The 22535-nt window shown below is 71.6% G+C and carries 15 protein-coding genes and 1 pseudogene; 5 read left to right on the forward strand and 11 right to left on the reverse strand.

Going from position 1 to position 22535, the window contains the following annotated elements; translation table 11 throughout:
- Positions 1-239: 239 nt before the first annotated feature.
- From PUR53_RS09720 to PUR53_RS09735, 4 genes are all read right to left on the reverse strand, one after another.
- On the reverse strand, positions 240-2198 hold the full coding sequence (locus PUR53_RS09720; protein ID WP_329908035.1) for a serine/threonine-protein kinase: 1959 nt from the start codon (positions 2196-2198) through the stop codon (positions 240-242).
- Between the two features lie 258 nt (positions 2199-2456).
- Positions 2457-5288, reverse strand: a complete 2832-nt coding sequence (locus PUR53_RS09725) for a protein kinase domain-containing protein (protein ID WP_329908006.1) — start codon at positions 5286-5288, stop codon at positions 2457-2459.
- A gap of 375 nt (positions 5289-5663) precedes the next feature.
- Complete coding sequence (locus PUR53_RS09730; RefSeq protein WP_329908007.1) at positions 5664-7883, reverse strand: serine/threonine-protein kinase; 2220 nt, start codon at positions 7881-7883, stop codon at positions 5664-5666.
- A 189-nt stretch (positions 7884-8072) separates the two neighbouring features.
- Positions 8073-9779 (reverse strand): glycerol-3-phosphate dehydrogenase/oxidase, encoded by a 1707-nt coding sequence (locus tag PUR53_RS09735; protein WP_329898601.1) that lies wholly within the window; start codon positions 9777-9779, stop codon positions 8073-8075.
- 292 nt (positions 9780-10071) lie between these two features.
- On the opposite strand from PUR53_RS09735, the gene PUR53_RS09740 reads away from it, so the two are divergent.
- Positions 10072-11280 (forward strand): nucleotide sugar dehydrogenase, encoded by a 1209-nt coding sequence (locus PUR53_RS09740; RefSeq protein ID WP_329898600.1) that lies wholly within the window; start codon positions 10072-10074, stop codon positions 11278-11280.
- A gap of 659 nt (positions 11281-11939) precedes the next feature.
- Here the strand turns inward: PUR53_RS09740 and PUR53_RS09745 are convergent.
- The 4 genes from PUR53_RS09745 to PUR53_RS09760 all read right to left on the reverse strand — a co-directional run bounded on the left by PUR53_RS09745 (position 11940) and on the right by PUR53_RS09760 (position 16286).
- Entirely contained in the window at positions 11940-13064 is a 1125-nt protein-coding gene (locus PUR53_RS09745; RefSeq protein WP_319239157.1) for a GuaB3 family IMP dehydrogenase-related protein, read from the reverse strand.
- Between the two features lie 104 nt (positions 13065-13168).
- Positions 13169-14674 carry an IMP dehydrogenase gene (gene guaB, locus PUR53_RS09750; RefSeq protein WP_329898599.1) on the reverse strand — a complete coding sequence of 502 codons (1506 nt, stop codon included), beginning with the start codon at positions 14672-14674 and terminating at the stop codon, positions 13169-13171.
- Positions 14675-14830: 156 nt separating this feature from the next.
- Positions 14831-15406: a sigma-70 family RNA polymerase sigma factor gene (locus tag PUR53_RS09755; protein WP_005481141.1), complete on the reverse strand. Its 576-nt coding sequence runs from the start codon at positions 15404-15406 to the stop codon at positions 14831-14833.
- 268 nt (positions 15407-15674) lie between these two features.
- Positions 15675-16286, reverse strand: coding sequence for a response regulator transcription factor (locus PUR53_RS09760; protein WP_003948568.1), 612 nt, complete (start codon positions 16284-16286; stop codon positions 15675-15677).
- 392 nt (positions 16287-16678) lie between these two features.
- On the opposite strand from PUR53_RS09760, the gene PUR53_RS09765 reads away from it, so the two are divergent.
- The gene (locus tag PUR53_RS09765) at positions 16679-17008 is read left to right on the forward strand and encodes a WhiB family transcriptional regulator (RefSeq protein ID WP_329898598.1); all 330 of its coding nucleotides are present in this window, start codon (positions 16679-16681) and stop codon (positions 17006-17008) included.
- A gap of 48 nt (positions 17009-17056) precedes the next feature.
- Here the strand turns inward: PUR53_RS09765 and PUR53_RS09770 are convergent, their stop codons facing one another.
- Complete coding sequence (locus PUR53_RS09770) at positions 17057-17959, reverse strand: LysR family transcriptional regulator (protein ID WP_329898597.1); 903 nt, start codon at positions 17957-17959, stop codon at positions 17057-17059.
- 26 nt (positions 17960-17985) lie between these two features.
- On the opposite strand from PUR53_RS09770, the pseudogene PUR53_RS09775 reads away from it, so the two are divergent.
- From PUR53_RS09775 to PUR53_RS09785, 3 genes and pseudogenes are all read left to right on the forward strand, one after another.
- Positions 17986-18616: pseudogene (locus PUR53_RS09775) on the forward strand (MOSC domain-containing protein); the annotation flags it as partial.
- The gene (locus tag PUR53_RS09780) at positions 18613-19386 is read left to right on the forward strand and encodes an SDR family NAD(P)-dependent oxidoreductase (protein WP_329908008.1); all 774 of its coding nucleotides are present in this window, start codon (positions 18613-18615) and stop codon (positions 19384-19386) included. The pseudogene PUR53_RS09775 and the gene PUR53_RS09780, both read left to right, overlap by 4 nt.
- A gap of 97 nt (positions 19387-19483) precedes the next feature.
- The gene (locus PUR53_RS09785; RefSeq protein ID WP_329908009.1) at positions 19484-20191 is read left to right on the forward strand and encodes an ester cyclase; all 708 of its coding nucleotides are present in this window, start codon (positions 19484-19486) and stop codon (positions 20189-20191) included.
- A gap of 116 nt (positions 20192-20307) precedes the next feature.
- Here the strand turns inward: PUR53_RS09785 and groL are convergent, their stop codons facing one another.
- Both groL and groES read right to left on the reverse strand, forming a co-directional pair.
- Positions 20308-21936: a chaperonin GroEL gene (groL, locus tag PUR53_RS09790; protein WP_329908010.1), complete on the reverse strand. Its 1629-nt coding sequence runs from the start codon at positions 21934-21936 to the stop codon at positions 20308-20310.
- A 128-nt stretch (positions 21937-22064) separates the two neighbouring features.
- On the reverse strand, positions 22065-22373 hold the full coding sequence (groES, locus tag PUR53_RS09795; RefSeq protein WP_033527131.1) for a co-chaperone GroES: 309 nt from the start codon (positions 22371-22373) through the stop codon (positions 22065-22067).
- Positions 22374-22535: the final 162 nt, after the last annotated feature.

Consider the following 22535-nt stretch of genomic DNA (forward strand, 5'->3'; position numbering starts at 1 on the left):
GCGATCCGGCGGTGGCGGGGCGGTCGGCGGACGTTGGGCGATCCGGCGGTGGCGGGGCGGTCGGCGGACGTTGGGCGATCCGGCGGTGGCGGGGCGGTCGGCGGACGTTGGGCGATCCGGCGGTGGCGGGGCGGTCGGCGGGCGTTGGGCAGGCCGGTGGGCGCGGGGCGGTGGGCGCGGGCGCGCCTCGGACCACGTCGGCAGACCCACCTCGGCCGGCGGCCCGCCGGGGCTCACCGCTACGCCGGCCGCCAGCTGCGCAGCACCGCGTAGAACTGCTTCTCGGCCGTCTTCCAGTCCGCCGCGGGCGAGGACATGTAGATCGTGTACTCGACACCGTCGCGGGAGAGGTACATCTGCTCGATCGCCCGGCGCGGCCCGGGGAACTCCGTGTCCTTCGCCGGCGCGGTCCAGGTGAAGTCCCACAGCGCGCCCGGCCGGTCGCGGAAGATGTTCTCCTCCAGCTTCACCCGCTGGTACTGCGGCCGCGTCCGCACCTGTTCCTCCAGGTCGAGCTGGTGGTGGTACGGGCTGTCGAAGTCCGGCGAGTCGTCCACGGCGATCCGGAGGAAGTGCTCACCGCCGTCGGGCGTGTAGTCGATCTGCGTGCCCTCCACCTGCCGCTTCCACCCCTTGGGCAGCGCGAGGCTGAAGCCCTGCGGGTCCTCGACCCGCTCCCACCCCTCGGGCACCCCGTCGGCCGTCTGGCCCCCGTCCTCCGACCCGCCCGATCCGTCCGTGGTGGAGCCACTCCCGGCGAACCACCCGCCCGCGTAGTGCGTCGCGACGGCACCGCCGCCTCCGACCAGCACCGCCAGCAGCAACACGAGGGCGACCGTACGGCCTCGGCGGCGCCGCTGGGCGGTCGGAGCGGAGGGCACGGTGGAGTTCATCCGATAGACGCCGGACGCCGGAGCGGCCGACGCCCCGGCCCCACCGAAGCCACCGGTCCCGCCACCCCAGCCGCCAACAGCCCCGGTGGAGTACTCCGCCCCCTGCGCACCACCGCCGTACGCACCCCGCGCCCCCGACGCGCCCTCCGCGCCGTAGGCACGCGCATCCGGCACACCGCTGCCGCCGGGGCCCCTGTCGGCGCCGGACGTAGCCTGCGCACCGTGCACACCCTGCGCACCGGGCACATCTACGCCACCGGCACCATTCGTTCCCCCGACGCCACTGGTTCCACCCAGACCACTGGTTCCGCTAGTTCCACTGGCACCACTCGCTGCACCGGTACCACTCACTCCTCCCGAGCCCGGCGCACGCCCCCAGCCCACCACCCCGCCGGGGCCCGCCCCCTCCGGGTCGCCCGAGCCCTCCGATCCGGCCCCCGCACCTCCCGCATGCTCCCGAGTCGCCAGATACGCCTGCGCCTCCCGGGGTCGCCGCCCCTCCGCCGCCTCGGTGAGCATCTGCTCGGCCTCGTCGGGACCGGGACGCACGGCGGGGTCCTTGCACAGCAGCGCGGTGATGACGGGCCCCAACGCCCCGGCGTCCGCCGGTTCCTCGGCCTCCTCGCTCACCACGGCCTGCATGGTGGTGAGCGGAGTGGTGCGCCGGAACGGCGACTTGCCAGCCACCGCCGTGTAGAGGGTGGCGCCCAGGGACCACAGATCGGAGGCGGGCCCGGGCTCCTGCCCGCGCACCCTCTCGGGGGCGATGTAGTCGACGGAACCGACGATCTCGCCGGTCCGGGTGATGGTGGTGTCACCCTCGACCTGCGCGATTCCGAAGTCGGTGAGCATGACCCGGCCGTCCTCGGCGAGCAGCACGTTCCCCGGCTTCACATCGCGGTGCAGCACACCGGCCCGGTGGGCGGCCCGCAGCGCGCGCAGCACCCACACACCGATGCGCGCCGCCTCGCGCGCCTCCACCCGCCCCCGGTCCCGCACGGCGTCGGCCAGCGAGACGCCCTCGACCAACTCCATGACGATCCACGGGCGGTTGTCGTGCTCCAGCACGTCGTGCACGGTGACGACGGCCGAGTGGTTGATCCGCGCGGCCGCGCGCGCCTCGGCCCGGGTCCGCCGCAACAGGATGGCCTGCTCGCTCTCCGAGACGTACAGCGCGGCCGTCAACTCCTTGACCGCGACCGCCCGGTGCAGCACCTCATCGTGCGCACGCCAGACCCGTCCCATGCCACCGCTGCCGATCGTGTCGACGAGCCGGTAGCGCTCCGCGAGGAGCTGGCCCTGCATCTGATTCACGTTGCCCCGCAATGTTCTTGACAGGGTCAGAGTAGGGAGCGGCCCGCGACCCGGGGAACCGGCCGGGCCGCACAGAGACCGCACTGTGACGGTTCTCGCTTCCGCGAACGGAACGCAACCTTCCGCCGCCGACCCGAACAGCCGACGCGCCGAACAGCCGACCGCCCCGACGCATGTCAACTCCCCGACGCACGCCGACGGTCGGCCCGCCGGTCGGCTGATGGCTCAGGTGGTCACTCAGCCGACCGCTCAGCCGGTCGCCTTGTACGTGGCCGCCGCCTGCTCGTACAGCCGGGTGACCTCGTCCCGCTCCGCCTCCGGCCCGCGCACCTGCACCACGTGGTACCGCCCGTCGAGCAGGATCACGAGGTTGCGTACGAAGACGCCGCGCCCCTCGGAGTCCTGCCAGGTGAACTGCCCCTCGGCCGAGGTCACCCCGCCCACCTCGATCAGCCGCATGCCGGTGGAGGTGGCCCAGGACGAGTCGCGGAAGGGCTGCAACTCGCGCTCGTCCTCACGCTGGTACTTCAGCGGATCGCTGCCGTACGTCCCCGTGCTGTCCCGCCCGGGAACGAGGATCAGCTCGAAGCCGCCCTGGGAGTAGACGATCTGGCCGCGGCCGTTCCGGCCGGCACGGTCCCAGCCGGTGGCCACGGCGACCTGGAACCCCTCGGGGTCCTTGCGCAGGGTGAACCCCTGGGCGACCTCGGGATCGCCGGTCTGCGTCTGCGTGGACCCGGACGACTCCGACGGCGAGGGGCTCGTGTCGCTCTGGCTCTCCTCGCCACCGTCGAGTGAGCTCGAGTTCTGACCGGGCCGGGAGTCGCCGCTCGCCTCCGGCGCCGAACTCGGCTGCCCGACACTGTCCGTACGGCTGCCGGTGTCAGCGCCCTCACTGCTCGGCGTGGCCTTCGGCATGAACACCATGGCGTACGTGATGGCGGCGGCCAGCGCGAGCAGGATCAGCAGGAGCAGGTTCCGGCCCAGCTTGCGGGCCTGGGGCCGACTGTCCTGCCGAGTGCGCTTGTGGCGGGCGTGCGCGCTGGTCGCGGGCAGCCCGGCCCGCCGTCTGCGGACGAGTTCGCCCCGCCGCCGTACGATCGGCAGCCGGCTCGCGTCGACGGGCGGCGCGGGCACGACGTGCGCACCGGCCTCGGGTTCGGGCGCCGACCGCACCAGGGAGCGCAACCAGCCGCGCAGTTCCTCGAAGTCCAGCCGCTCGGTGGGGTCCTGCCGCAGCAGCGACTCCACGACCGGCCGCAGCGGTCCGCACTCCTCGGCGAACGCGGGCGGCTCGGCGCACACCAACTGCACCAGCTCGGCGGTGTTCTCCTCCGGGTACGGCGCATGCCCCTGCACGGCCCGGAACAGCAGCGCCCCGAGCGCCCACAGATCCGTGGCCGGTCCGATCGGCGCGGCCAACTGCCAGTTCTCGTGCACCGGTCCGGCCTGCTCCGGCGCCCATCGCTCCGTGACCGGCCCCACCAGGGCCATCCGCGCCTGGCGTGCGCGCTCGGCCGCGAGCGCGGTCGCGGGCCCCCGCCGAGGAGCGGCCCCGGCCCCACCACCGTCCCAGGGCACGGCATCCGTCACACCCACGGGAACCGGGGCGCCGGGCGCGGCGTCGGCGTACGCACCACCGCCCGTGCCGTAGCCGATCGTTCCGCCGCCGACCGCTCCGCCACCGTACGGCGCATCGCCGGGCGTGGCCCCGCCGTGGGCACCGTAGCCGCCGAGGGCTCCGCCGCCGGTCGTCCTGCTGTCGGCCGTACCGCTGTCGGCCCCACGGCGGTCGCCCGCACCGGACGCGTCCGCTCCCCCGCGCGGCAGGGCTCCGTGCCAGGCGCTCGTGGGTCCGCCGTTCGCGAGGACGCCGTAGGGGTCGGCGATCTGGTGGAGCGGCACCGGGCGCGTCGCCGCACCGGACGTCGGGCCGCTGTCTCGTCCTGCCTCCGACGTCCCGTCCTGCGGTGCCGGCCGTTGCGCGGGCAACCCCGTGCCCGGCCCGCCGCGTTGGTCGTCCTGCACCCGGGCCGCGGCCCGGGCACCAGCCCGGTACGCCGCGATGGCACCCGCCCGCGCCGCCCGCGCGTCCCCGCCGGCCTCCAGCGCGCGCTGTCCCCCGGAGGGATCCGCCCCCGGAGCCGCGCTCCCCGCCCGCGCCTCTATCGCGGCCCGCCGCGCGGCCTCGGGATCCTCGACCGCGCCACCGGGCCCACCGCCGTGGACCACACCACCAGACCCACCACCGCGCGCGCCGCCGAACGTACCGCCGCCGCCTCCGGGCAGTGCGCCGCCGCGGGCCCCGGGGACACCGCCGGGCGGCACCGAGTCACGCCGGACGTCCCGCACCCCGCCGGGCGGCACCGGAACCTGCCGTGGCCCCTGCCCTCCACCCGGCCCCACGGCAGACGACCCCGCGCCACCGACGGGGGACGACGCGGGCGGCCTGTCCTCGAACTCCCGCGCGGGCACCGGGTCGTACCCGCACAGCGCCTCTTCCGCGGCCCCGACGGCCAGCCCGGTCAGCATCACCCGGCCGTCGTCGCAGACCAGTACCGTGCGGGCGGTGATGTTCCGGTGGACCCAGCCGTGCGCGTGCAGTGCCCGCAGCGCGGTGAGCACGTCGGCGGCGACCTCCGCCGCGCGGTACGGCGTCAACGGCTGCTCGGCGAGCAGCGTCTCCAGGGTCCGGGCGGACACCAGTTCGCTCACTATCCACAACGAGCCGCCTTCGGCGAACACGTCGAAGACCTGGTCGAGCCGGGGGTGGTCGGGGATCTGCGCGGCGGCCTGCGCGGCCTCGATGGCCCGCCGTACGGCGGGGTCGGTGGACCCGCGCGTGGCCCGAGCCGCACCCCGGCGCGCCCCGCCGTCCCGTGCGACGTACCCCTCGGGCAGACCGTCCGAGTCGAGCATCTCCGCCTCGACCACCTCGGGCAACGGCACCTGCCGGACCAGGACTTCCTGTCCGCTGTAGGTGTCGAAGGCCCGTATCTCGGCGGCGAGTTCGTACTCGTCGGAGGGCGGCAGCGGCAGGCGATAGCGGTCGGCGAGTACTCGCCCCGCGTATTCGTCCACAATGCCCTCCCCCGGCCGCCCGGTTGGTCAATTCCGCTCGCCCAGCGACCCGTTCCGCTCTGGATTGCGTACGGTCCGCAGCCCTTCACGATACGTGCCGGAGGCAACTCTCATTGACTCGATGCGATATCTCGTTCGTCTCGAATGCGCTCGAACGCATCCGATCTTCCCCGGAAGACCCGTCCCCGAACTCACCCGGCGGGCACAACATCCGAAGCCGAGCTCATACCGAGGCGACTCGCCCCGGCCCGCGCACCCGCACGCCCCCGTACGGCGCGCCGAACCGAAGCACGGAGCCGCACAGAGCCACCGCGCCGCACACACCGGCGCACAACACCCGGCCATACGCGCCCCTGCGGCGAGGCGCCGGGCACCTCAGGACTTCGGCTGGAAGGTCTTCGTGAACGTCCGCCACGTGTCCTTGCGCAGCTCACCGCTCCACTTCGCGGCCTTCGCGGTGTACATCAGCGCGTACCCCTGCCGCGAGTCGACGACGAACCCCCGGTCGATCGACCGGTTCTTCGTACCGCTCTCCACATAGGTGAACTCCCAGTCGGCCGCGTTCCAGCCCCGGTAGTCCACCGCCTCTATTCGGATCCGCTCGTACTGCGGACGCGTCATGTAGCGTTCCTGGTTCTTCCAGTCCGCGACCGGGTCGCTCTTCGGCGTGGACGTCCACCCGACGAGCAGCCGCTGACCGTCGGGACCGGAGAAACGGGCGCCCGCGGCGTCCGTGGACTGGTACTTCCACCCGTCGGGCAGCCCGATCGAGAACCCCTGAGCGCTCTTGTACGTGTCGGTCGCGATGTCGCCCGAGCCCGAACCCGAGCCCGAGCCGTCACCGCTGACCGATCCGTTCGACCCGCCCGAGGGGCTCGGCGAACTGCCCCCGGACCCGCTCGAACCGTCGGCCTCCTCCGTCGACTCCCCGTCCGGGCTGGGGTCGGACCCCTTGGCCTCGTCGGCGTCGGTGCCCTTGTCCGCGTCCTTGCTGTCGGCGTCGCTCCCCGACGCCGCCCCGCTGGACGCGGCCGCCTTGGTGTCGGCCCCCTTGCTGTCGGTCGAACTGCCGCCGTCCCCACCGAGGCTGAGCGCCAGCACGGTCCCGAGGACGGCGAGGACCACGGCCACCGCGATGACCGCGAGCGTCCGCCGTGACACCACGTCCGTGATGGGCGCCCTGGGCACCGGCCGCGGCGGCAGATCCGGCGGCGGCATCTGGGGCCACCCCGAAGTCCGCCCCGCCGAGACGGAGTTGCCCGCACCCGCACCGGCACCGGCCCCCTGACCGGCGCCGCCGACCCGCGGTCCGGGCACCCCCGACGCCGACTTGCCCGCCGCCTGCGCCGCGCCCCCGCCGGCCTTCGCGCTGTCGGCACCGGTGGACACCCCGACGGAAGCGGACCGCGTCGTCACGGCCGCCGGAGCCGAGGCCGAGGACTTCACACCGGCCGCACCGGAAGCGGCACCGGAGGCACCGCCCGAAGGCCCACCGGAAGCCTCCCGCGCGACACCGGCACCGGAACCGGAACCAGTACCGGCAGCCGCCGTCCCGGCCGCGGCCCCAGCCGTCCCCTTGCGCATCGACCACCGAGGCGCGCGAGCCCGCTCGCCACCCCCGTTCTTGCCGCCGGCCCCGGCCCCGCCGCCACCGGAACCGCCCTTCTTCGAGCGCTCCTCCGGCACCGGCGGCAACGGCACGACCCGCGTGGCGTCCACCGGATCGACGTCCTTGACATCGGGCGCGTGGATCACGCTGTTGAGCATGGCCCGTGCGCCGGCGTCGTCGAGGCGCCGCTCGGGGTCCTTGGTGAGCAGGCCGAAGATGACGTCCTTCAGCGCCCCGGCACGCTTCGGCGGCGGCACCGGCTCGGTCATCACCGCGGTCAGCGTCGCTATGGCCGACCCCTTGTCGTAGGGCGGCACCCCCTCGACCGCCGCGTAGAGCAGACCGCCGAGGGACCACAGGTCGGCGGCCGGCCCGGGCTTGTGCCCGCGCGCCCGCTCCGGCGAGATGTACGAGGGAGCGCCCACGAGCATGCCGGTCGAGGTGATGGAGGGGTCGCCCTCGACCTGCGCGATACCGAAGTCGGTGAGGACGACCCGGCCGTCGCGCTTGTCGATGAGCACGTTCGACGGCTTCACGTCCCGGTGCAGGATGCCCTCGCGGTGCGCGGCGCGCAGCACGTCGAGGATGGCGAGCCCCACCTCGGCGGCCCGCCTCGGTTCGAGGACGCCGTCCTCACGGATGACCTCGGCGAGCGACTTGCCCTCGACGAGCTCCATCACGATCCACGGCCGATCGTCCTCGTGGACGACGTCGAACACCGTCACCGCGGCGTTGTTGCGGATCCGCGCGATCGCCTTGGCCTCGCGCAACGTACGCGTGATCAGCCGCCGCTTCTCGTCCGCGTCGATGCTCGACGGGAACCTCAACTCCTTGACGGCGACCGTACGGCCCAACGTCTCGTCCTCGGCACGCCACACCGTGCCCATACCGCCGCGACCGAGGACCCCTCCCAGCCGGTACCGCCCGGCGAGGAGACGTGCGTCCTTGTCCTGACGGGATTCCCCAGCCCGCTCCGCCTCCGACATGCGTCCCCTCATACAACCCGCCCTGACAGAGCCTCCATTGTCACCCACCCGCCAACCGCCCCACGCCCAGGGCCCCCCTCAACCGGCCACCCCACCTCCAAGCCCCTCACCGCGCCCGCCCACACTTCACAACGGGGCCCCGATTCCCGGTCCGGGGGCGCAGCCCCCGAGGTGGCGGGGGCGGCCCGACTACAGCGGCACGATGTCCGGCGCCCCCAACCGCGCCGCATCCGCGGTCAAGTCGTCCGGCTGCCGCTGCGACTCCCGCTCCGCCTCCACCCTCTTCTCATAGTGCTGAACCTCCCGCTCGATCTGGTCCTTGTCCCACCCGAGCACGGGTGCCATCAACTCCGCCGCCTCGCGCGCACTCCGCGTCCCCCGGTCGAACGTCTCGATCGAGATCCGCGTGCGCCGCGTGAGCACGTCGTCGAGATGCCGCGCCCCCTCGTGCGAGGCCGCGTACACCACCTCGGCCCGCAGATAGTCGTCGGCCGCGTGCAGCGGCTCCCCCAATGACGGATCCTCCGCGATCAGTTCGAGCACCTCCTCGGTCGCCGACCCGTACCGGTTCAGCAGATGCTCCACCCGCACCACGTGCAGCCCGGTGCTCGCCGCGATCCGCGCACGCGCGTTCCACAACGCCCGGTACCCCTCCGCGCCCAGCAGCGGCACGTCCTCGGTGACGCATTCCGCGACCCGCTGGTCGAGCCCGTGCACGGCGGCGTCCACGGCGTCCTTGGCCATGACCCGGTAGGTCGTGTACTTGCCGCCGGCCACGACCACCAGCCCCGGCACCGGATGCGCCACGATGTGCTCCCGCGAGAGCTTGCTGGTGGCGTCGGACTCCCCCGCGAGCAGCGGCCGCAGCCCGGCGTACACCCCCTGCACGTCGTCCCGCGTCAGCGGCACCGCCAGGACCGAGTTCACGTGCTCCAGCAGATAGTCGATGTCCGCGCTGGACGCCGCCGGATGCGCCTTGTCGAGGTCCCAGTCGGTGTCCGTCGTGCCCACGATCCAGTGCCGCCCCCAGGGGATGACGAACAGGACGGACTTCTCGGTCCGCAGGATCAGCCCGGTCGTGGAGTGGATCCGGTCCTTCGGTACCACCAGATGGATGCCCTTGGAGGCCCGGACGTGGAACTGCCCGCGCTCGCCCACCATCGCCTGGGTGTCGTCGGTCCACACCCCGGTCGCGTTCACGACCTGCCGGGCGCGGATCTCGTACTCCCCGCCGCCCTCGACGTCCTGCACCTTGGCCCCGACGACCCGCTCGCCCTCCCGCAGGAACCCGCTCACCCGCGCGCGGTTGGCGACCTTCGCCCCGTACGACGCGGCCGTGCGGACCATGGTGGCCACGTACCGCGCGTCGTCCATCTGGGCGTCGTAGTACTGCAGCGCCCCGACGAGCGCGTCCTTCTTCAAGCAGGGCGCGATACGCAGGGCGTGGTGACGGGTCAGGTGACGGTGGATCGGGAGCCCGCGCCCGTGTCCGCGTGCCATGGACATCCCGTCGTACAGCGCGACGCCCGAGCCGGCGTACCACCGCTCCCATCCCTTGTGCTGCAAGGGATAGAGGAAGGGAACCGGCTTCACCAGATGGGGGGCCAGCCGCTCCAGCAGCAGCCCACGCTCCTTCAGAGCCTCGCGGACGAGGGCGAAATCGAGCATCTCCAGATAGCGCAGACCGCCGTGGATCAGCTTGCTGGACCGACTGGAGGTACCCGACGCCCAGTCACGCGCCTCGACCAGGCCCGTGGACAGACCGCGGGTCACGGCGTCCAGGGCTGTGCCCGCACCGACCACGCCACCACCCACGACCAGCACGTCCAGCTCGCCCTCGGCCATATCCGCCAGTGACTCGGCGCGCTGCGCCGGTCCCAGTGCCGCTGTCCTCACCGCTGCCTCCCGCTGTCCGTCGCGTCGGCCTCATCCGTCCATGCCCGTCAGGCGAGACCCAGCTCTTTCGTCCCTCTCGCATCCCCTGCCCAAAATTCTGACCGCGTTGCCCGAGTTCGGCCACCACCGGCCCCCAGCCTGTGGATAACTCCGCAGGACGCGCACAGAAAAACACTCCCCCAATCCCGCATATCGGTCATATTTCCGCCTAATGTGACATTGCGCTCGCTCATCCAGACCACCGGGCTTGCGCGTCTGTCCCGCTTCGGTTACTGGGAAGGACGGCCCCGCCATGCCCGCAGATCTCGCCGTGATCGGACTCGGCCAGTTGGGGCTGCCGCTGGCCCAGGCCGCCGTCGCCGCCGGCATCGCCACGCTCGGTTACCGCACCGGCCCCGACTCCGGCTCGCTCACCCCCGGCGAACTGCGCCGCATGCTGGCCCGCGGCTTCAAGCCCACGACCAGCCCCGCCGAACTCGGCCGCGTCCGTACGGCGGTCATCTGCGCGCCCACCCCCCTCGGCGCCGACGGCGCCCTCGACCTCACCCAGGTCGAGGAGGCCGCCCGCACCCTGGCCGCCCGGCTGCGCCCGCACACCACGGTCATCCTGGAGTCCCCGGTCCCCCCAGGCACCACCGGTGAACTCCTGCGCCCCCTCCTCGAAGAGGGCTCCGGACTACGCGCCGGCCGCGACTTCCACCTCGCCTACTCCCCCGCGCGCGTGGACCCGGGCAACCGCGCCTACGGCCCCGCCAACATCCCCAAGGTGATCGGCGGCCTCACCCCCGCCTGCACGGAGTCGGCGGCCGCCTTCTACGGCCGCCTCACCGACAAGGTGGTACGCGCGCGTGGCCTGCGCGAGGCGGAGACGGTCCACCTCCTGGAGACCAACTACCGCCACGTCAACATCGCCCTGGTCAACGAGATGGCCGCCCTCTGCAACGACCTGAACGTCGACCTCTGGGACGTCATCCGCTGCGCCGAGACCAAGCCCTTCGGCTTCCAGGCCTTCCGCCCCGGCCCCGGCGTCGGCGGCCACGCCCTCCCCCAGGACCTCGCGGGCCACGCCCCCCGCTCGCTCCGCATGGTCGAGCTGGCCCAGCGCGTCAACCACCGCATGCCCCAGTACGTCGTCCAGCGCGCCGCCACCCTCCTCAACGAGCACGGCAAGTCGGCCCGAGGCGCCCGCGTCCTCCTGCTCGGCGTCACCTACAAGCCCGACGTCCCCGACCAACAGGGCACTCCCGCCGACGAGATCGCCCGCCGCCTCATCGAACTCGGCGCCCACGTCAGCTACCACGACCCGCACGTCCCCACCTGGAGCGTCCTCGACCGCCCCATCCCCCGCGCCGACTCCCTCTACGAGGCCACCGCCGACGCCGACCTGACGATCCTCCTCCAGCAGCACCGCACGTACGACCTCCAGGGCCTGTCGGTGAAGGCCCAACTCCTGCTGGACACCCGGGGGGCCACACCCACAGGGGCAGCGCACAGGTTGTGAGAGGGGGCGCACGGCACAGCCCTGACCTCCGGGGCCGCTGGCAGCCGACCGCCTCCACCGGTACCGTACGGAAACAGGTGGAGCCCGCCGCAGAGGGCACTGCGACGAGCTCCTGGATGGTTCACGGAGTGTCCGCCCCTAGCTTGTGTGGGGGCGGCCGCTTACCTTCCACAACAAGAAAAGTGGAGCCCACCGCAGCGGTCACTGCGGCAGGCTCCTGGATGGTTCACGGAGTGTCCGCCCCTAGTTGGTGTGGGGGCGGCCGCTCACCATCCGAAAAGCCGCAAGATCCACCTCCTCCGGCACTTCACCATCCGAAGACGGATCCGGTCCCAGCGAGTGGGCTTGCGGTGACGTCCCATGGGCGCCCCCTTCCACGACACCGCCCATTGACCCGGTAGGCGGTCCGTCGGAATCGGGCCGGGCCCCGAGGGCGGGGTCCGGATCGTGTCCTTGGAAGGGGGCTCCCAGCCAAGCTGGGGCGCCGGACACGAACGCTATCGCCCGGCTACGCCCGTTCGGCCCACATTCGCCCCACACGCAACCGCGCGCCCCCACCCCCACAACTCACGCCCCCACCGCCCCACTTGGGCACGCAAAAGGGCCCGGTCACCCCAAGGCAACCGAGCCCTCAAGCCCCGCTCAAGCCGAGCGCAGCGTCATCGCATGTGCGTCGAGTCCGCCACCGTCACCTCGACGCGCTGGAACTCCTTGAGCTCGCTGTACCCGGTGGTGGCCATCGCCCGCCGCAGCGCCCCGAAGAGGTTCATGGAGCCGTCGGGCGTGTGCGAGGGCCCGGTGAGGACCTCCTCGACCGTGCCCACGGTGCCGAGGTCGACCTTCTTGCCGCGCGGCAGCTCCTCGTTCACCGCCTCCATGCCCCAGTGGTTGCCCTTGCCGGGCGCGTCCGTGGCGCGGGCCAGCGGCGAACCCATCATCACGGCGTCCGCGCCACAGGCGATCGCCTTCGGGATGTCGCCGGACCAGCCGACACCGCCGTCCGCGATGACGTGCACGTACCGGCCGCCGGACTCATCCATGTAGTCCCGGCGGGCGGCGGCGACATCGGCGACCGCCGTGGCCATCGGGACCCGGATGCCGAGCACGTTGCGCGTGGTGTGCGCGGCGCCGCCGCCGAAGCCGACGAGGACGCCGGCCGCGCCGGTCCGCATCAGGTGCAGGGCGGCCGTGTAGGTGGCGCAGCCGCCGACGATCACGGGGACGTCCAGCTCGTAGATGAACTGCTTCAGGTTCAGCGGCTCGTGCGAGCCGGAGACGTGCTCCGCCGACACGGTCGTCCCGCGGATGACGAAGATGTCGACGCCCGCGTCCACGACGGCCTTGGAGAACTGGGCGGTGCGCTGCGGGGAGAGCGCGGCGGCGGTCACGACGCCGGAGTCGCGCACCTCCTTGATGCGCTGCCCGATCAGCTCCTCCTTGATGGGAGCGGCGTAGATCTCCTGGAGGCGACGGGTCGCGGCCTCGTCGGGCAGGCCGGTGATCTCGTCGAGCAGCGGCTGCGGGTCCTCGTACCGGGTCCAGAGCCCTTCGAGGTTGAGGACGCCGAGGCCGCCCAGCTCGCCGATGCGGATCGCGGTGGCCGGGGAGACGACCGAGTCCATGGGGGCGGCCAGGAACGGCAGCTCGAAGCGGTAGGCGTCGATCTGCCAGGCGATCGAGACCTCCTTCGGGTCCCGCGTACGGCGGCTGGGGACGACGGCGATGTCGTCGAAGGCGTACGCCCGGCGGCCGCGCTTGCCGCGCCCGATCTCGATCTCAGTCACGTCTGTGGCCTTTCCCTGATGCGTTCAGCGTCTACCAGTATCGCCGACGGGCACGACGAGGGCGGCCCCGGATGCACCGAGGCCGCCCTCACCAGGTCCGCTGTCTACTTACGGCTGTAGTTCGGCGCCTCGACGGTCATCTGGATGTCGTGCGGGTGGCTCTCCTTGAGGCCCGCGGAGGTGATCCGGACGAACCGGCCGTTGGCCTGGAGGTCCGGGACGGTGCGTCCGCCGACGTAGAACATCGACTGGCGCAGGCCGCCGACCAGCTGGTGGACGACCGAGGAGAGCGGGCCGCGGTAGGGCACCTGGCCCTCGATGCCCTCGGGGACGAGCTGCTCGTCGGAGGCGACGCCCTCCTGGAAGTAGCGGTCCTTGGAGAACGACTTGCGGTCGCCGCGCGACTGCATGGCGCCCAGCGAGCCCATGCCGCGGTACGACTTGAACTGCTTGCCGTTGATGAACATCAGCTCGCCCGGCGACTCGGCGCAGCCCGCGAGCAGCGAGCCGAGCATCACGGTGTCGGCACCCGCGACCAGGGCCTTGGCGATGTCGCCGGAGTACTGCAGGCCACCGTCGCCGATGACCGGGATACCGGCCTCCTTGGCGGCGAGGGAGGCCTCGTAGATGGCGGTGACCTGCGGGACGCCGATGCCGGCGACGACACGGGTCGTACAGATGGAGCCGGGGCCGACGCCTACCTTGATGCCGTCCACGCCGGCGTCGATCAGGGCCTGCGCGCCGTCACGCGTGGCGATGTTGCCGCCGATGACGTCGACACCGGAGGAGTTCGACTTGATCTTGGCGACCATGTCGCCGACCAGGCGGGAGTGGCCGTGGGCGGTGTCGACGACGATGAAGTCGACGCCGTTCTCGATGAGGGCCTGGGCGCGCTCGAAGGCGTCGCCGGCGACACCGACGGCCGCGCCGACGAGGAGGCGGCCCTCGCCGTCCTTGGCCGCGTGCGGGTACTTCTCGGCCTTGACGAAGTCCTTGACCGTGATGAGGCCCTTGAGGATGCCCGCGTCGTCGACCAGTGGAAGCTTCTCGATCTTGTGCTTGCGCAGCAGCTCCATGGCCTCGACGCCGGAGATGCCGACCTTGCCGGTGACCAGCGGCATCGGCGTCATGACCTCGCGGACCCGCTGCGTGCGGTCGGTCTCGAAGGCCATGTCGCGGTTGGTGACGATGCCGAGCAGCTTCTTGTTGCCGTCGGTCACCGGGACGCCGCTGATGCGGAACTTGGCGCAGAGCGCGTCGGCCTCGGCGAGCGTGGCGTCCGGGTGCACGGTGATCGGGTCGGCCACCATGCCGGACTCGGAGCGCTTCACCAGGTCGACCTGGTTGGCCTGGTCCTCGATGGAGAGGTTGCGGTGCAGCACGCCGACGCCGCCCTGGCGGGCCATGGCGATGGCCATGCGGGACTCGGTGACCTTGTCCATCGCGGCCGAGAGCAGCGGGATGTTCACCCGCACGTTCTTGGAGACGTACGAGGCGGTGTCGATCTCGTCGGGTGCCATGTCCGACGCGCCCGGCAGCAGCAGCACGTCGTCGTAGGTCAGCCCGAGCGTCGCGAATTTATCGGGCACTCCGTCGACGTTGGCAGTCATGACACCTTCCCCAAATGGCCTTGATCGGTGCGGATGTCCATGCTAACGGGAAGCGCGGGGCACACATTCCACGGTACGAAGTACGGCCGGGCTTCGTATATTCGTACGGAAAAGGCGCCCCGCCTGTTCATGCGGGGCGCCCTGGGAGCCGTACGGTCACTGCTCGGCCAGTGCCCGGAGTCTGCTCAGCGCCCGGTGCTGGGCCACCCGGACCGCGCCCGGCGACATCCCCAGCATCTGTCCGGTCTCCTCGGCCGTGAGCCCCACCGCGATCCGCAGCAGCAGCAGCTCGCGCTGGTTCTCCGGGAGGTTGGCCAGGAGCTTCTTGGCCCACTCGGCGTCGCTGCTGAGCAGGGCGCGCTCCTCGGGGCCGAGGGAGTCGTCGGGGCGCTCCGGCATCTCGTCCGAGGGGACGGCCGTCGACCCGGGGTGGCGCATCGCGGCCCGTTGCAGGTCGGCGACCTTGTGGCCGGCGATGGCGAAGACGAACGCCTCGAACGGCCTTCCGGTGTCCTTGTAGCGCGGCAGCGCGAGGAGGACGGCGACGCAGACCTCCTGCGCCAGGTCCTCCACGAAGTGCCGCGCGTCGCCCGGCAGCCGGGACAGCCGGGTGCGGCAGTAGCGCAGCGCCAAGGGGTGGACATGGGCGAGCAGATCGTGCGTGGCCTGCTCGTCCCCGTCGACCGCGCGATGCACGAGCGCACCGATCACTGTCGTCTCGTCGTCGCGCATCGGTCCATGGTGCCTTGCGGCCGTCCGGTCCGTGGCGCCACGTCCATGGTTGTGCACCGAAGCGTTATGAGCAGGCGCGCCGGAACTCATCTCCTGCGCCCTCCCCTCCCGCTCGTTCGACTGCTCCCCTAGGAACTCCACACCTCAAGGATGCGGCATCCGCGGCGAAACGAGCAGCGGGCACCCGGCGGATCGTCTCGTCGCCCCCGCCCGCCGTGCGGCAGGCGGGGCTCCTCCCTCGTGGGGGACCACCCCCGGCACGGTCCACTCAGCGGACCAGACCCCAGCGGAAGCCGAGCGCCACCGCGTGCGCGCGGTCCGAGGCGCCGAGCTTCTTGAACAGGCGCCGGGCGTGGGTCTTGACCGTGTCCTCGGAGAGGAACAGCTCGCGACCGATCTCGGCGTTGGAACGGCCGTGACTCATGCCCTCCAGGACCTGGATCTCGCGGGCGGTGAGCGTCGGCGCGGCACCCATCTCGGCCGAGCGCAGCCGACGCGGGGCGAGCCGCCAGGTCGGGTCGGCGAGGGCCTGGGTCACCGTGGCGCGCAGCTCCGCGCGGGAGGCGTCCTTGTGCAGGTAGCCCCGCGCTCCGGCGGCGACCGCGAGGGCCACGCCGTCCAGGTCCTCGGCGACGGTGAGCATGATGATGCGCGCCCCGGGGTCGGCGGACAGCAGCCGCCGTACGGTCTCGACGCCGCCCAGACCGGGCATGCGTACGTCCATCAGAATCAGGTCCGAGCGGTCGGCCCCCCAGCGGCGGAGGACTTCCTCGCCGTTGGCCGCCGTGGTCACGCGCTCGACGCCGGGCACGGTCGCCACCGCACGGCGCAGCGCCTCTCGGGCAAGCGGGGAGTCGTCGCAGACGAGGACGGATGTCATGACCGTCCTCCGCAGCTGATGCGCGTCACCTTGAGCCTCCAGGCTGGTACGAAATCGTCACCTGTGCGGTCGACACTCACGAGCGGACACGAACGCCTGCCCGAGCGCTTGTTCTTTCAACCGCCTCCGCCCGTCTCAACGACGGTCACTCGAAAGAGTTACGGGATGGCTGGTCACCTTCGGCACTCTACGTGAGGGGGCGGACACGGTGCAGACATGCGCAGGGGACCCTCAACGTTTCATCACAACCTATGCCCCATTCAGACGTTTTTGTTCCCATTTATTGGTGTCTGAGGCTAGATTCGCAATGAGTCATATTTTCATCTCCTTAGATAGTCGATGTACGGTCATGGGCAACATCTCCTCCCAGAACGGCAACAAGGAGACACGCAATGGCAGATTTCTCCCGCCTTCCCGGGCCGAACGCTGATCTGTGGGACTGGCAGCTCCTCGCGGCCTGCCGTGGGGTCGACAGCTCACTCTTCTTCCACCCCGAAGGAGAACGCGGTGCGGCACGGAGCGCTCGTGAGAACTCGGCCAAAGAGGTCTGCATGCGATGCCCGGTACGCGCGCAGTGCGCGGCACACGCCCTCGCGGTGCGTGAGCCGTACGGCGTGTGGGGCGGGCTGACCGAGGACGAGCGCGAGGAGCTCATGGGCAGGGCGCGCCACCGGCTGGTGACGACGTCCGCGTCCGGCAGCGAGACCGGTTCAGACACCTGAAAGAACGTTTCTTCAGCGCCGGGCACCAGATGCCCGCGCCCCCAGGCGCTAGCGCGCGGCCGCTCCGGCCAGCCGGTCCAGCGTCGCCGCGACCGTGGGCACAAGGGCCAGGTCCGGCAGGGTGAGCGCCACGATCTCCCGGTGCACCACCGGCTCGACCGACACCGTGCGGACCCCCTTGGGACGTACGGACTCCACGGCCAGCTCCGGCAGCACGGCGACCCCCAGCCCCGCGCCCACCAGCCCGACCACCGCCGGGTAGTCGTCGGTCGCGAAGTCGATCCGGGGCGTGAAGCCCGCGCTCTCGCAGACCCGCACCAGTTGCCCCCGGCAGCGCGGACAGCCGGCGATCCAGGATTCCCCGGCGAGTTCTCCGATGCCGATGGAGCCCGCGCGGGCCAGTCGGTGACCCTGCGGGACGAGCCCGACGAGCCGGTCCATGAGCAGCGGGCGTACGACCAGGTCGTCCCACTCCCCCTCCTCGGCTCCGGCCGCGCCCTCGTAGCGGAAGGCGAGCGCGATGTCGCAGTCGCCGTCACGGAGCATCTCGACCGAGCGCGGCGGTTCGGCCTCCTCCAGCGAGACCCGGGTGCCGGGGTGATCGGCGCGCAGGGCGGCCAGGGCGGTGGGCACGAGGGTGGAGCTGCCGCTGGGGAAGGAGACCAGGCGGACCCGTCCGGCGCGCAGCCCGGCGATGGCGGCGACCTCCTCCTCGGCCGCGGTGAGCCCGGCGAGAATGCCGGCCGCGTGCCGCACCAGGGCCTCGCCCGCCTGGGTCAGCCGCATCGCACGGCCGGTGCGGACCAGCAGCGGGGTGCCGACGGAGGATTCGAGCGCTTTCATCTGCTGGCTGACGGCGGGCTGGGTGCAGCCGAGTTCCCGTCCGGCCGCCGAGAAGGAGCCGGTGGCGGCGACGGCGCGCAGGACACGGAGATGGCGGGCCTCGATCACGCGGTCGAGCATAAGCCGGGCTTGGACCGCGCGCTGAATATCGCGTCGACGCTTTGACCCTCCGCCGCCCGGTGCGGGTGGCGGCGCCCGGACCCAAGGGGGTCGGTGCCGGCGGGGTGGCCGGGGACGCGGTGTGCAACACCGAGCACCACGGCGGCGACGACCAGGCGGTCTACGCCTTCGCCCGTGAGGACCTGGACGGCTGGGAGCACGAGCTGGGCCGCACCCTGCCCAGCGGGGTCTTCGGCGAGAACCTCACCACCGAGGGCCTCGACGTCTCCGGCGCCCTCATCGGCGAGCGCCGGCGGATCGGCTCCGAGGTGGTCCTGGAGGTCACGTCGGGCCGCGTCCCCTGTCTCAACTTCCAGCGGCATCTGGGCGAGCGGGGCTGGGTCAAGCGTTTCACCCGACAGGGCGCGCAATCAACACTCTCTGCTGCCGAGGCTGTTGGCGGCGGGCGAGGCCTTGCATCCGGAGGTGCTGGAGATCGCGCGGAAGTACGTGGCGGCGCAGGGGGGACGGGCCGGTGCGGGACGGGATGCCGGTGAAGGTGCCACGGCGGTGCGGGGGTTCGCCGGAGCGTCGGCGAAGTCGCTGGTGAACGTGCGGTGGAGCAAGCGGACCCGCGCAGTTCCGGTCACTACGCTTGCGCCATGACAACGGCTCTGATTACGGGATCGACCGCGGGGATCGGTGCCGCCTTCGCGCGGCGGCTGGCGGCGGACGGGCACAACCTGGTGCTGGTGGCGCGTGACACCAAGCGGCTGCGGGAGCAGGCGACCGAGCTGCACGACCGGCACGGCATCGAGGCGGAGGTGCTGACGGCGGACCTCGCGACGGACGACGGCATCGAGTCGGTGGCCCGGCGGCTGGCGGACCGCAGGAGCCCGGTCGACCTGCTGGTCAACAACGCCGGCTTCGGCAACAAGGGCCGTTACCTCGACGTCCCGATGGCCGACGAGCTGCGGATGCTCAAGGTGCACTGCGAGGCGGTCCTGCGCCTCACCTCGGCGGCCACCGAGGCCATGCGCGAGCGCGGCCGGGGCGGTGTGGTGAACGTGGCCTCGGTCGCGGCCTTCGTGCCGCGCGGTACGTACGGGGCGTCGAAGGCGTGGGTCGTGCAGTTCACCCAGGGTGCCGCGCGCGATCTGGCCGGCACCGGGGTGCGGCTGATGGCGCTGTGCCCCGGCTTCGTGCGTACCGAGTTCCACGACCGGGCCGGCATGGGCACCGACAACATCCCCTCCTGGATGTGGCTCGACGCCGACAAGCTCGTCACCGCCGCCCTCGTGGACCTCTCCCGCGGCCGGACCGTCTCCATCCCCGACCCCCGGTACAAGGCCCTGATGGGTGTGGTGAAGGTGGTACCGCGCGGGCTGCTGGGCGGGATCAGCTCGAAGACGGGACGGAAGTACGGGCCGCAGTAGCGGGCGGCGGAACGTGTCCAGCGGGTGAGAGCGCGGCCGCCCGGCGGGACAATGGAGCTGTTCATCCGGACCCAGGGGGGTCGGGAGGCGGTGTGTCATGACATTCGTGCAGCTCATCGACTGCAGGACCAGCCGGTTCGACGAGATGAACCAGCTGATGGACACCTGGGTGGAACAGACCAGGGGGAAGCGGACCGCGACGCACAGCGTGATCGGGAAGGACCGCTCGGACGGGTCGCACTTCGTGGAGATCGTGGAGTTCCCGTCGTACGAGGAGGCGATGCGCAACTCCGGGCTGCCGGAGACGGAGCGGATCTTCCAGGAGATGGTGGCGCTGTGCGAGGAGATGCCCACGTTCACCGATCTGGACGTGGTGCGCGACGAGCAGTTGTACGCGGCGACTGCGCGGCGGTTCCTCGCGACCATCGCCACGAAGGGCGAACTGCCGCCGCTGGACGATCTGCTCGTGGAGGACTACCACGACCACGTGCCCTCCGGGGAGCCCGACGCCATCGGGATGGACGCGTTCCGGCGGACCTGCGAGGAGTGGCGGCGCGGCTTCGACTTCGCGTTCACCGTGGAGGACCAGATCGCGCAGGGTGACCGGGTGTGCACGCGGTGGACCTGGGAGGCGACCCACAAGGGGGACTTCCTCGGGATCGCGGCAACGGGGCGGACGGTCCGGATGACGGGCACGGTCATTCACCGGTGTGCTCCCGACGGGAAGATCACCGAGGGCTGGTGGGAGTACGACCGGCTCGGCCTGATGGGGCAGTTGGGCGCGCTCGACGACCTGGAGAAGTGACCGGCTGAAGCGACCCCGGTCGAAGCGGCCCGGCGCAGCAGGGGTGGTGACGCGGGAAGGCCCGGCACCCCTCGCGGGGGTGCCGGGCCTCGCCTACGGCTTACCGACGTCGTACGTCAGTGGGAGTGGCCGTGACTGTGGCCGTGGCCCGCGTCGGCCGGCTCCTCTTCCTTCTTCTCGACGACCAGGGTCTCGGTCGTGAGCAGGAGGGAGGCGATGGAGGCGGCGTTCTCCAGGGCGGAGCGGGTGACCTTGACCGGGTCGATGACGCCGGACTTGACCAGGTCGCCGTACTCGCCGGTGGCGGCGTTGAAGCCCTGGCCCTTGTCGAGCTCGGCGACCTTGGAGGTGATGACGTAGCCCTCCAGGCCGGCGTTCTCGGCGATCCAGCGCAGCGGCTCGACGGCGGCCTTGCGGACGACCGCGACACCCGTGGCCTCGTCGCCGGTCTTGCCGAGGTTGCCCTCGAGGACCTTCACGGCGTGGACGAGCGCGGAGCCACCACCGGAGACGATGCCCTCCTCGACCGCGGCGCGGGTCGCGGAGATGGCGTCCTCCAGACGGTGCTTCTTCTCCTTCAGCTCCACCTCGGTGGCGGCGCCGACCTTGATGACGCACACGCCGCCGGCCAGCTTCGCGAGGCGCTCCTGGAGCTTCTCGCGGTCCCAGTCGGAGTCCGTGTTCTCGATCTCGGCCTTGATCTGGGCGACGCGGCCCTGCACGGCACCGGAGTCACCGGCGCCGTCGACGATCGTGGTGTCGTCCTTGGTGACGGTGACGCGGCGGGCGGAGCCGAGCACGTCGAGACCGACCTGGTCGAGCTTGAGGCCGACCTCTTCGGAGATGACCTCGGCGCCGGTCAGCGTCGCCATGTCCTGGAGCATCGCCTTGCGACGGTCGCCGAAGCCGGGGGCCTTGACGGCGACCGCGTTGAAGGTGCCGCGGATCTTGTTGACGACGAGGGTCGACAGGGCCTCGCCCTCGACGTCCTCGGCGATGATCAGCAGCGGCCGCGAGGCGTTGGACTGGATGACCTTCTCCAGCAGGGGCAGCAGGTCGGCGATGGCGCCGATCTTGCCCTGGTGGATGAGGATGTACGGGTCGTCGAGGACGGCCTCCATACGCTCCTGGTCGGTGACGAAGTACGGCGACAGGTAGCCCTTGTCGAAGGCCATGCCCTCGGTGAAGTCCAGCTCCAGACCGAAGGTGTTGGACTCCTCGACGGTGATGACACCGTCCTTGCCGACCTTGTCCATCGCCTCGGCGATGAGCTCGCCGACCTGCTGGTCCTGGGCGGACAGACCGGCGACGGCCGCGATGTCGGACTTCTCGTCGATCGGGCGGGCGGTCGCGAGGAGCTCCTCGGACACGGCCTTGACCGCGGCGTCGATGCCCTTCTTCAGGGCGGCCGGGGAGGCACCGGCGGCGACGTTGCGCAGGCCCTCGCGGACGAGCGCCTGGGCCAGCACGGTGGCGGTGGTCGTACCGTCACCCGCTACGTCGTTGGTCTTGGTCGCCACCTCCTTCACCAGCTGGACGCCGAGGTTCTCGTACGGGTCCTCGACCTCGACCTCGCGGGCGATGGTCACACCGTCGTTGGTGATGGTGGGGGCGCCGAACTTCTTGTCGATGACGACGTTGCGGCCCTTGGGGCCGATCGTCACCTTGACCGTGTCGGCAAGCTTGTTGACGCCGCGCTCGAGGGCGCGACGGGCGTCCTCGTCGAACTTCAGGATCTTCGCCATGGGAGCGGTTCAGCCCTCTCGGAAAACGTGGGTGAAACGAACTGCGCCCCCGACGCCCGGCTGATTAGTGGTCGCGGGGGCCAAGGGCGCAGCTCAAAAGCAAGGTGCTTCGCGAGGAAGCGGGTGAACTACTTCTCGACGATCGCGAGCACGTCGCGAGCCGAGAGGACGAGGTACTCCTCGCCGTTGTACTTCACCTCGGTGCCGCCGTACTTGCTGTACAGCACGATGTCGCCGACGGAGACGTCGAGCGGCAGCCGCTGGCCGTCCTCGAAGCGACCCGGACCCACGGCGAGGACGACGCCCTCCTGGGGCTTCTCCTTCGCGGTGTCCGGGATGACCAGGCCAGAGGCGGTGGTCTGCTCGGCGTCGAGCGGCTGGACCACGATGCGGTCCTCGAGCGGCTTGATGGCAACCTTGGAGCTGGTGGTCGTCACGATCCGACCTCCCCCTTCGGAGATCACGGGGTTGACTGTCTGAGGTGGCGACCAGGTGGATCCGTCGTCGCGGGTGCCGGACCTGCCCGTCGCGTTGTTGGCACTCTCCAGGGGGGAGTGCCAGACCTGAGACTATGACCGCGATTAGCACTCGGTCAAGCG

This window comes from Streptomyces sp. SP18BB07 (assembly GCF_036322545.1).
GTDB classification, from domain to species: Bacteria; Actinomycetota; Actinomycetes; order Streptomycetales; family Streptomycetaceae; genus Streptomyces; species Streptomyces deccanensis.

Excerpts from the sequence above, each read along its gene's own strand:
- PUR53_RS09780 (WP_329908008.1), top strand. The coding sequence starts at position 18,613 with ATGACAACGGCTCTGATTACGGGATCGACCGCGGGGATCGGTGCCGCC.
- PUR53_RS09720 (WP_329908035.1), bottom strand. The coding sequence starts at position 2,198 with ATGCAGGGCCAGCTCCTCGCGGAGCGCTACCGGCTCGTCGACACGATC.
- groL (WP_329908010.1), bottom strand. The coding sequence starts at position 21,936 with ATGGCGAAGATCCTGAAGTTCGACGAGGACGCCCGTCGCGCCCTCGAG.
- PUR53_RS09730 (WP_329908007.1), bottom strand. The coding sequence starts at position 7,883 with ATGTCGGAGGCGGAGCGGGCTGGGGAATCCCGTCAGGACAAGGACGCA.
- guaB (WP_329898599.1), bottom strand. The coding sequence starts at position 14,674 with ATGACTGCCAACGTCGACGGAGTGCCCGATAAATTCGCGACGCTCGGG.
- PUR53_RS09755 (WP_005481141.1), bottom strand. The coding sequence starts at position 15,406 with ATGCGCGACGACGAGACGACAGTGATCGGTGCGCTCGTGCATCGCGCG.
- PUR53_RS09740 (WP_329898600.1), top strand. The coding sequence starts at position 10,072 with ATGCCCGCAGATCTCGCCGTGATCGGACTCGGCCAGTTGGGGCTGCCG.
- PUR53_RS09785 (WP_329908009.1), top strand. The coding sequence starts at position 19,484 with ATGACATTCGTGCAGCTCATCGACTGCAGGACCAGCCGGTTCGACGAG.
- PUR53_RS09760 (WP_003948568.1), bottom strand. The coding sequence starts at position 16,286 with ATGACATCCGTCCTCGTCTGCGACGACTCCCCGCTTGCCCGAGAGGCG.
- PUR53_RS09765 (WP_329898598.1), top strand. The coding sequence starts at position 16,679 with ATGGCAGATTTCTCCCGCCTTCCCGGGCCGAACGCTGATCTGTGGGAC.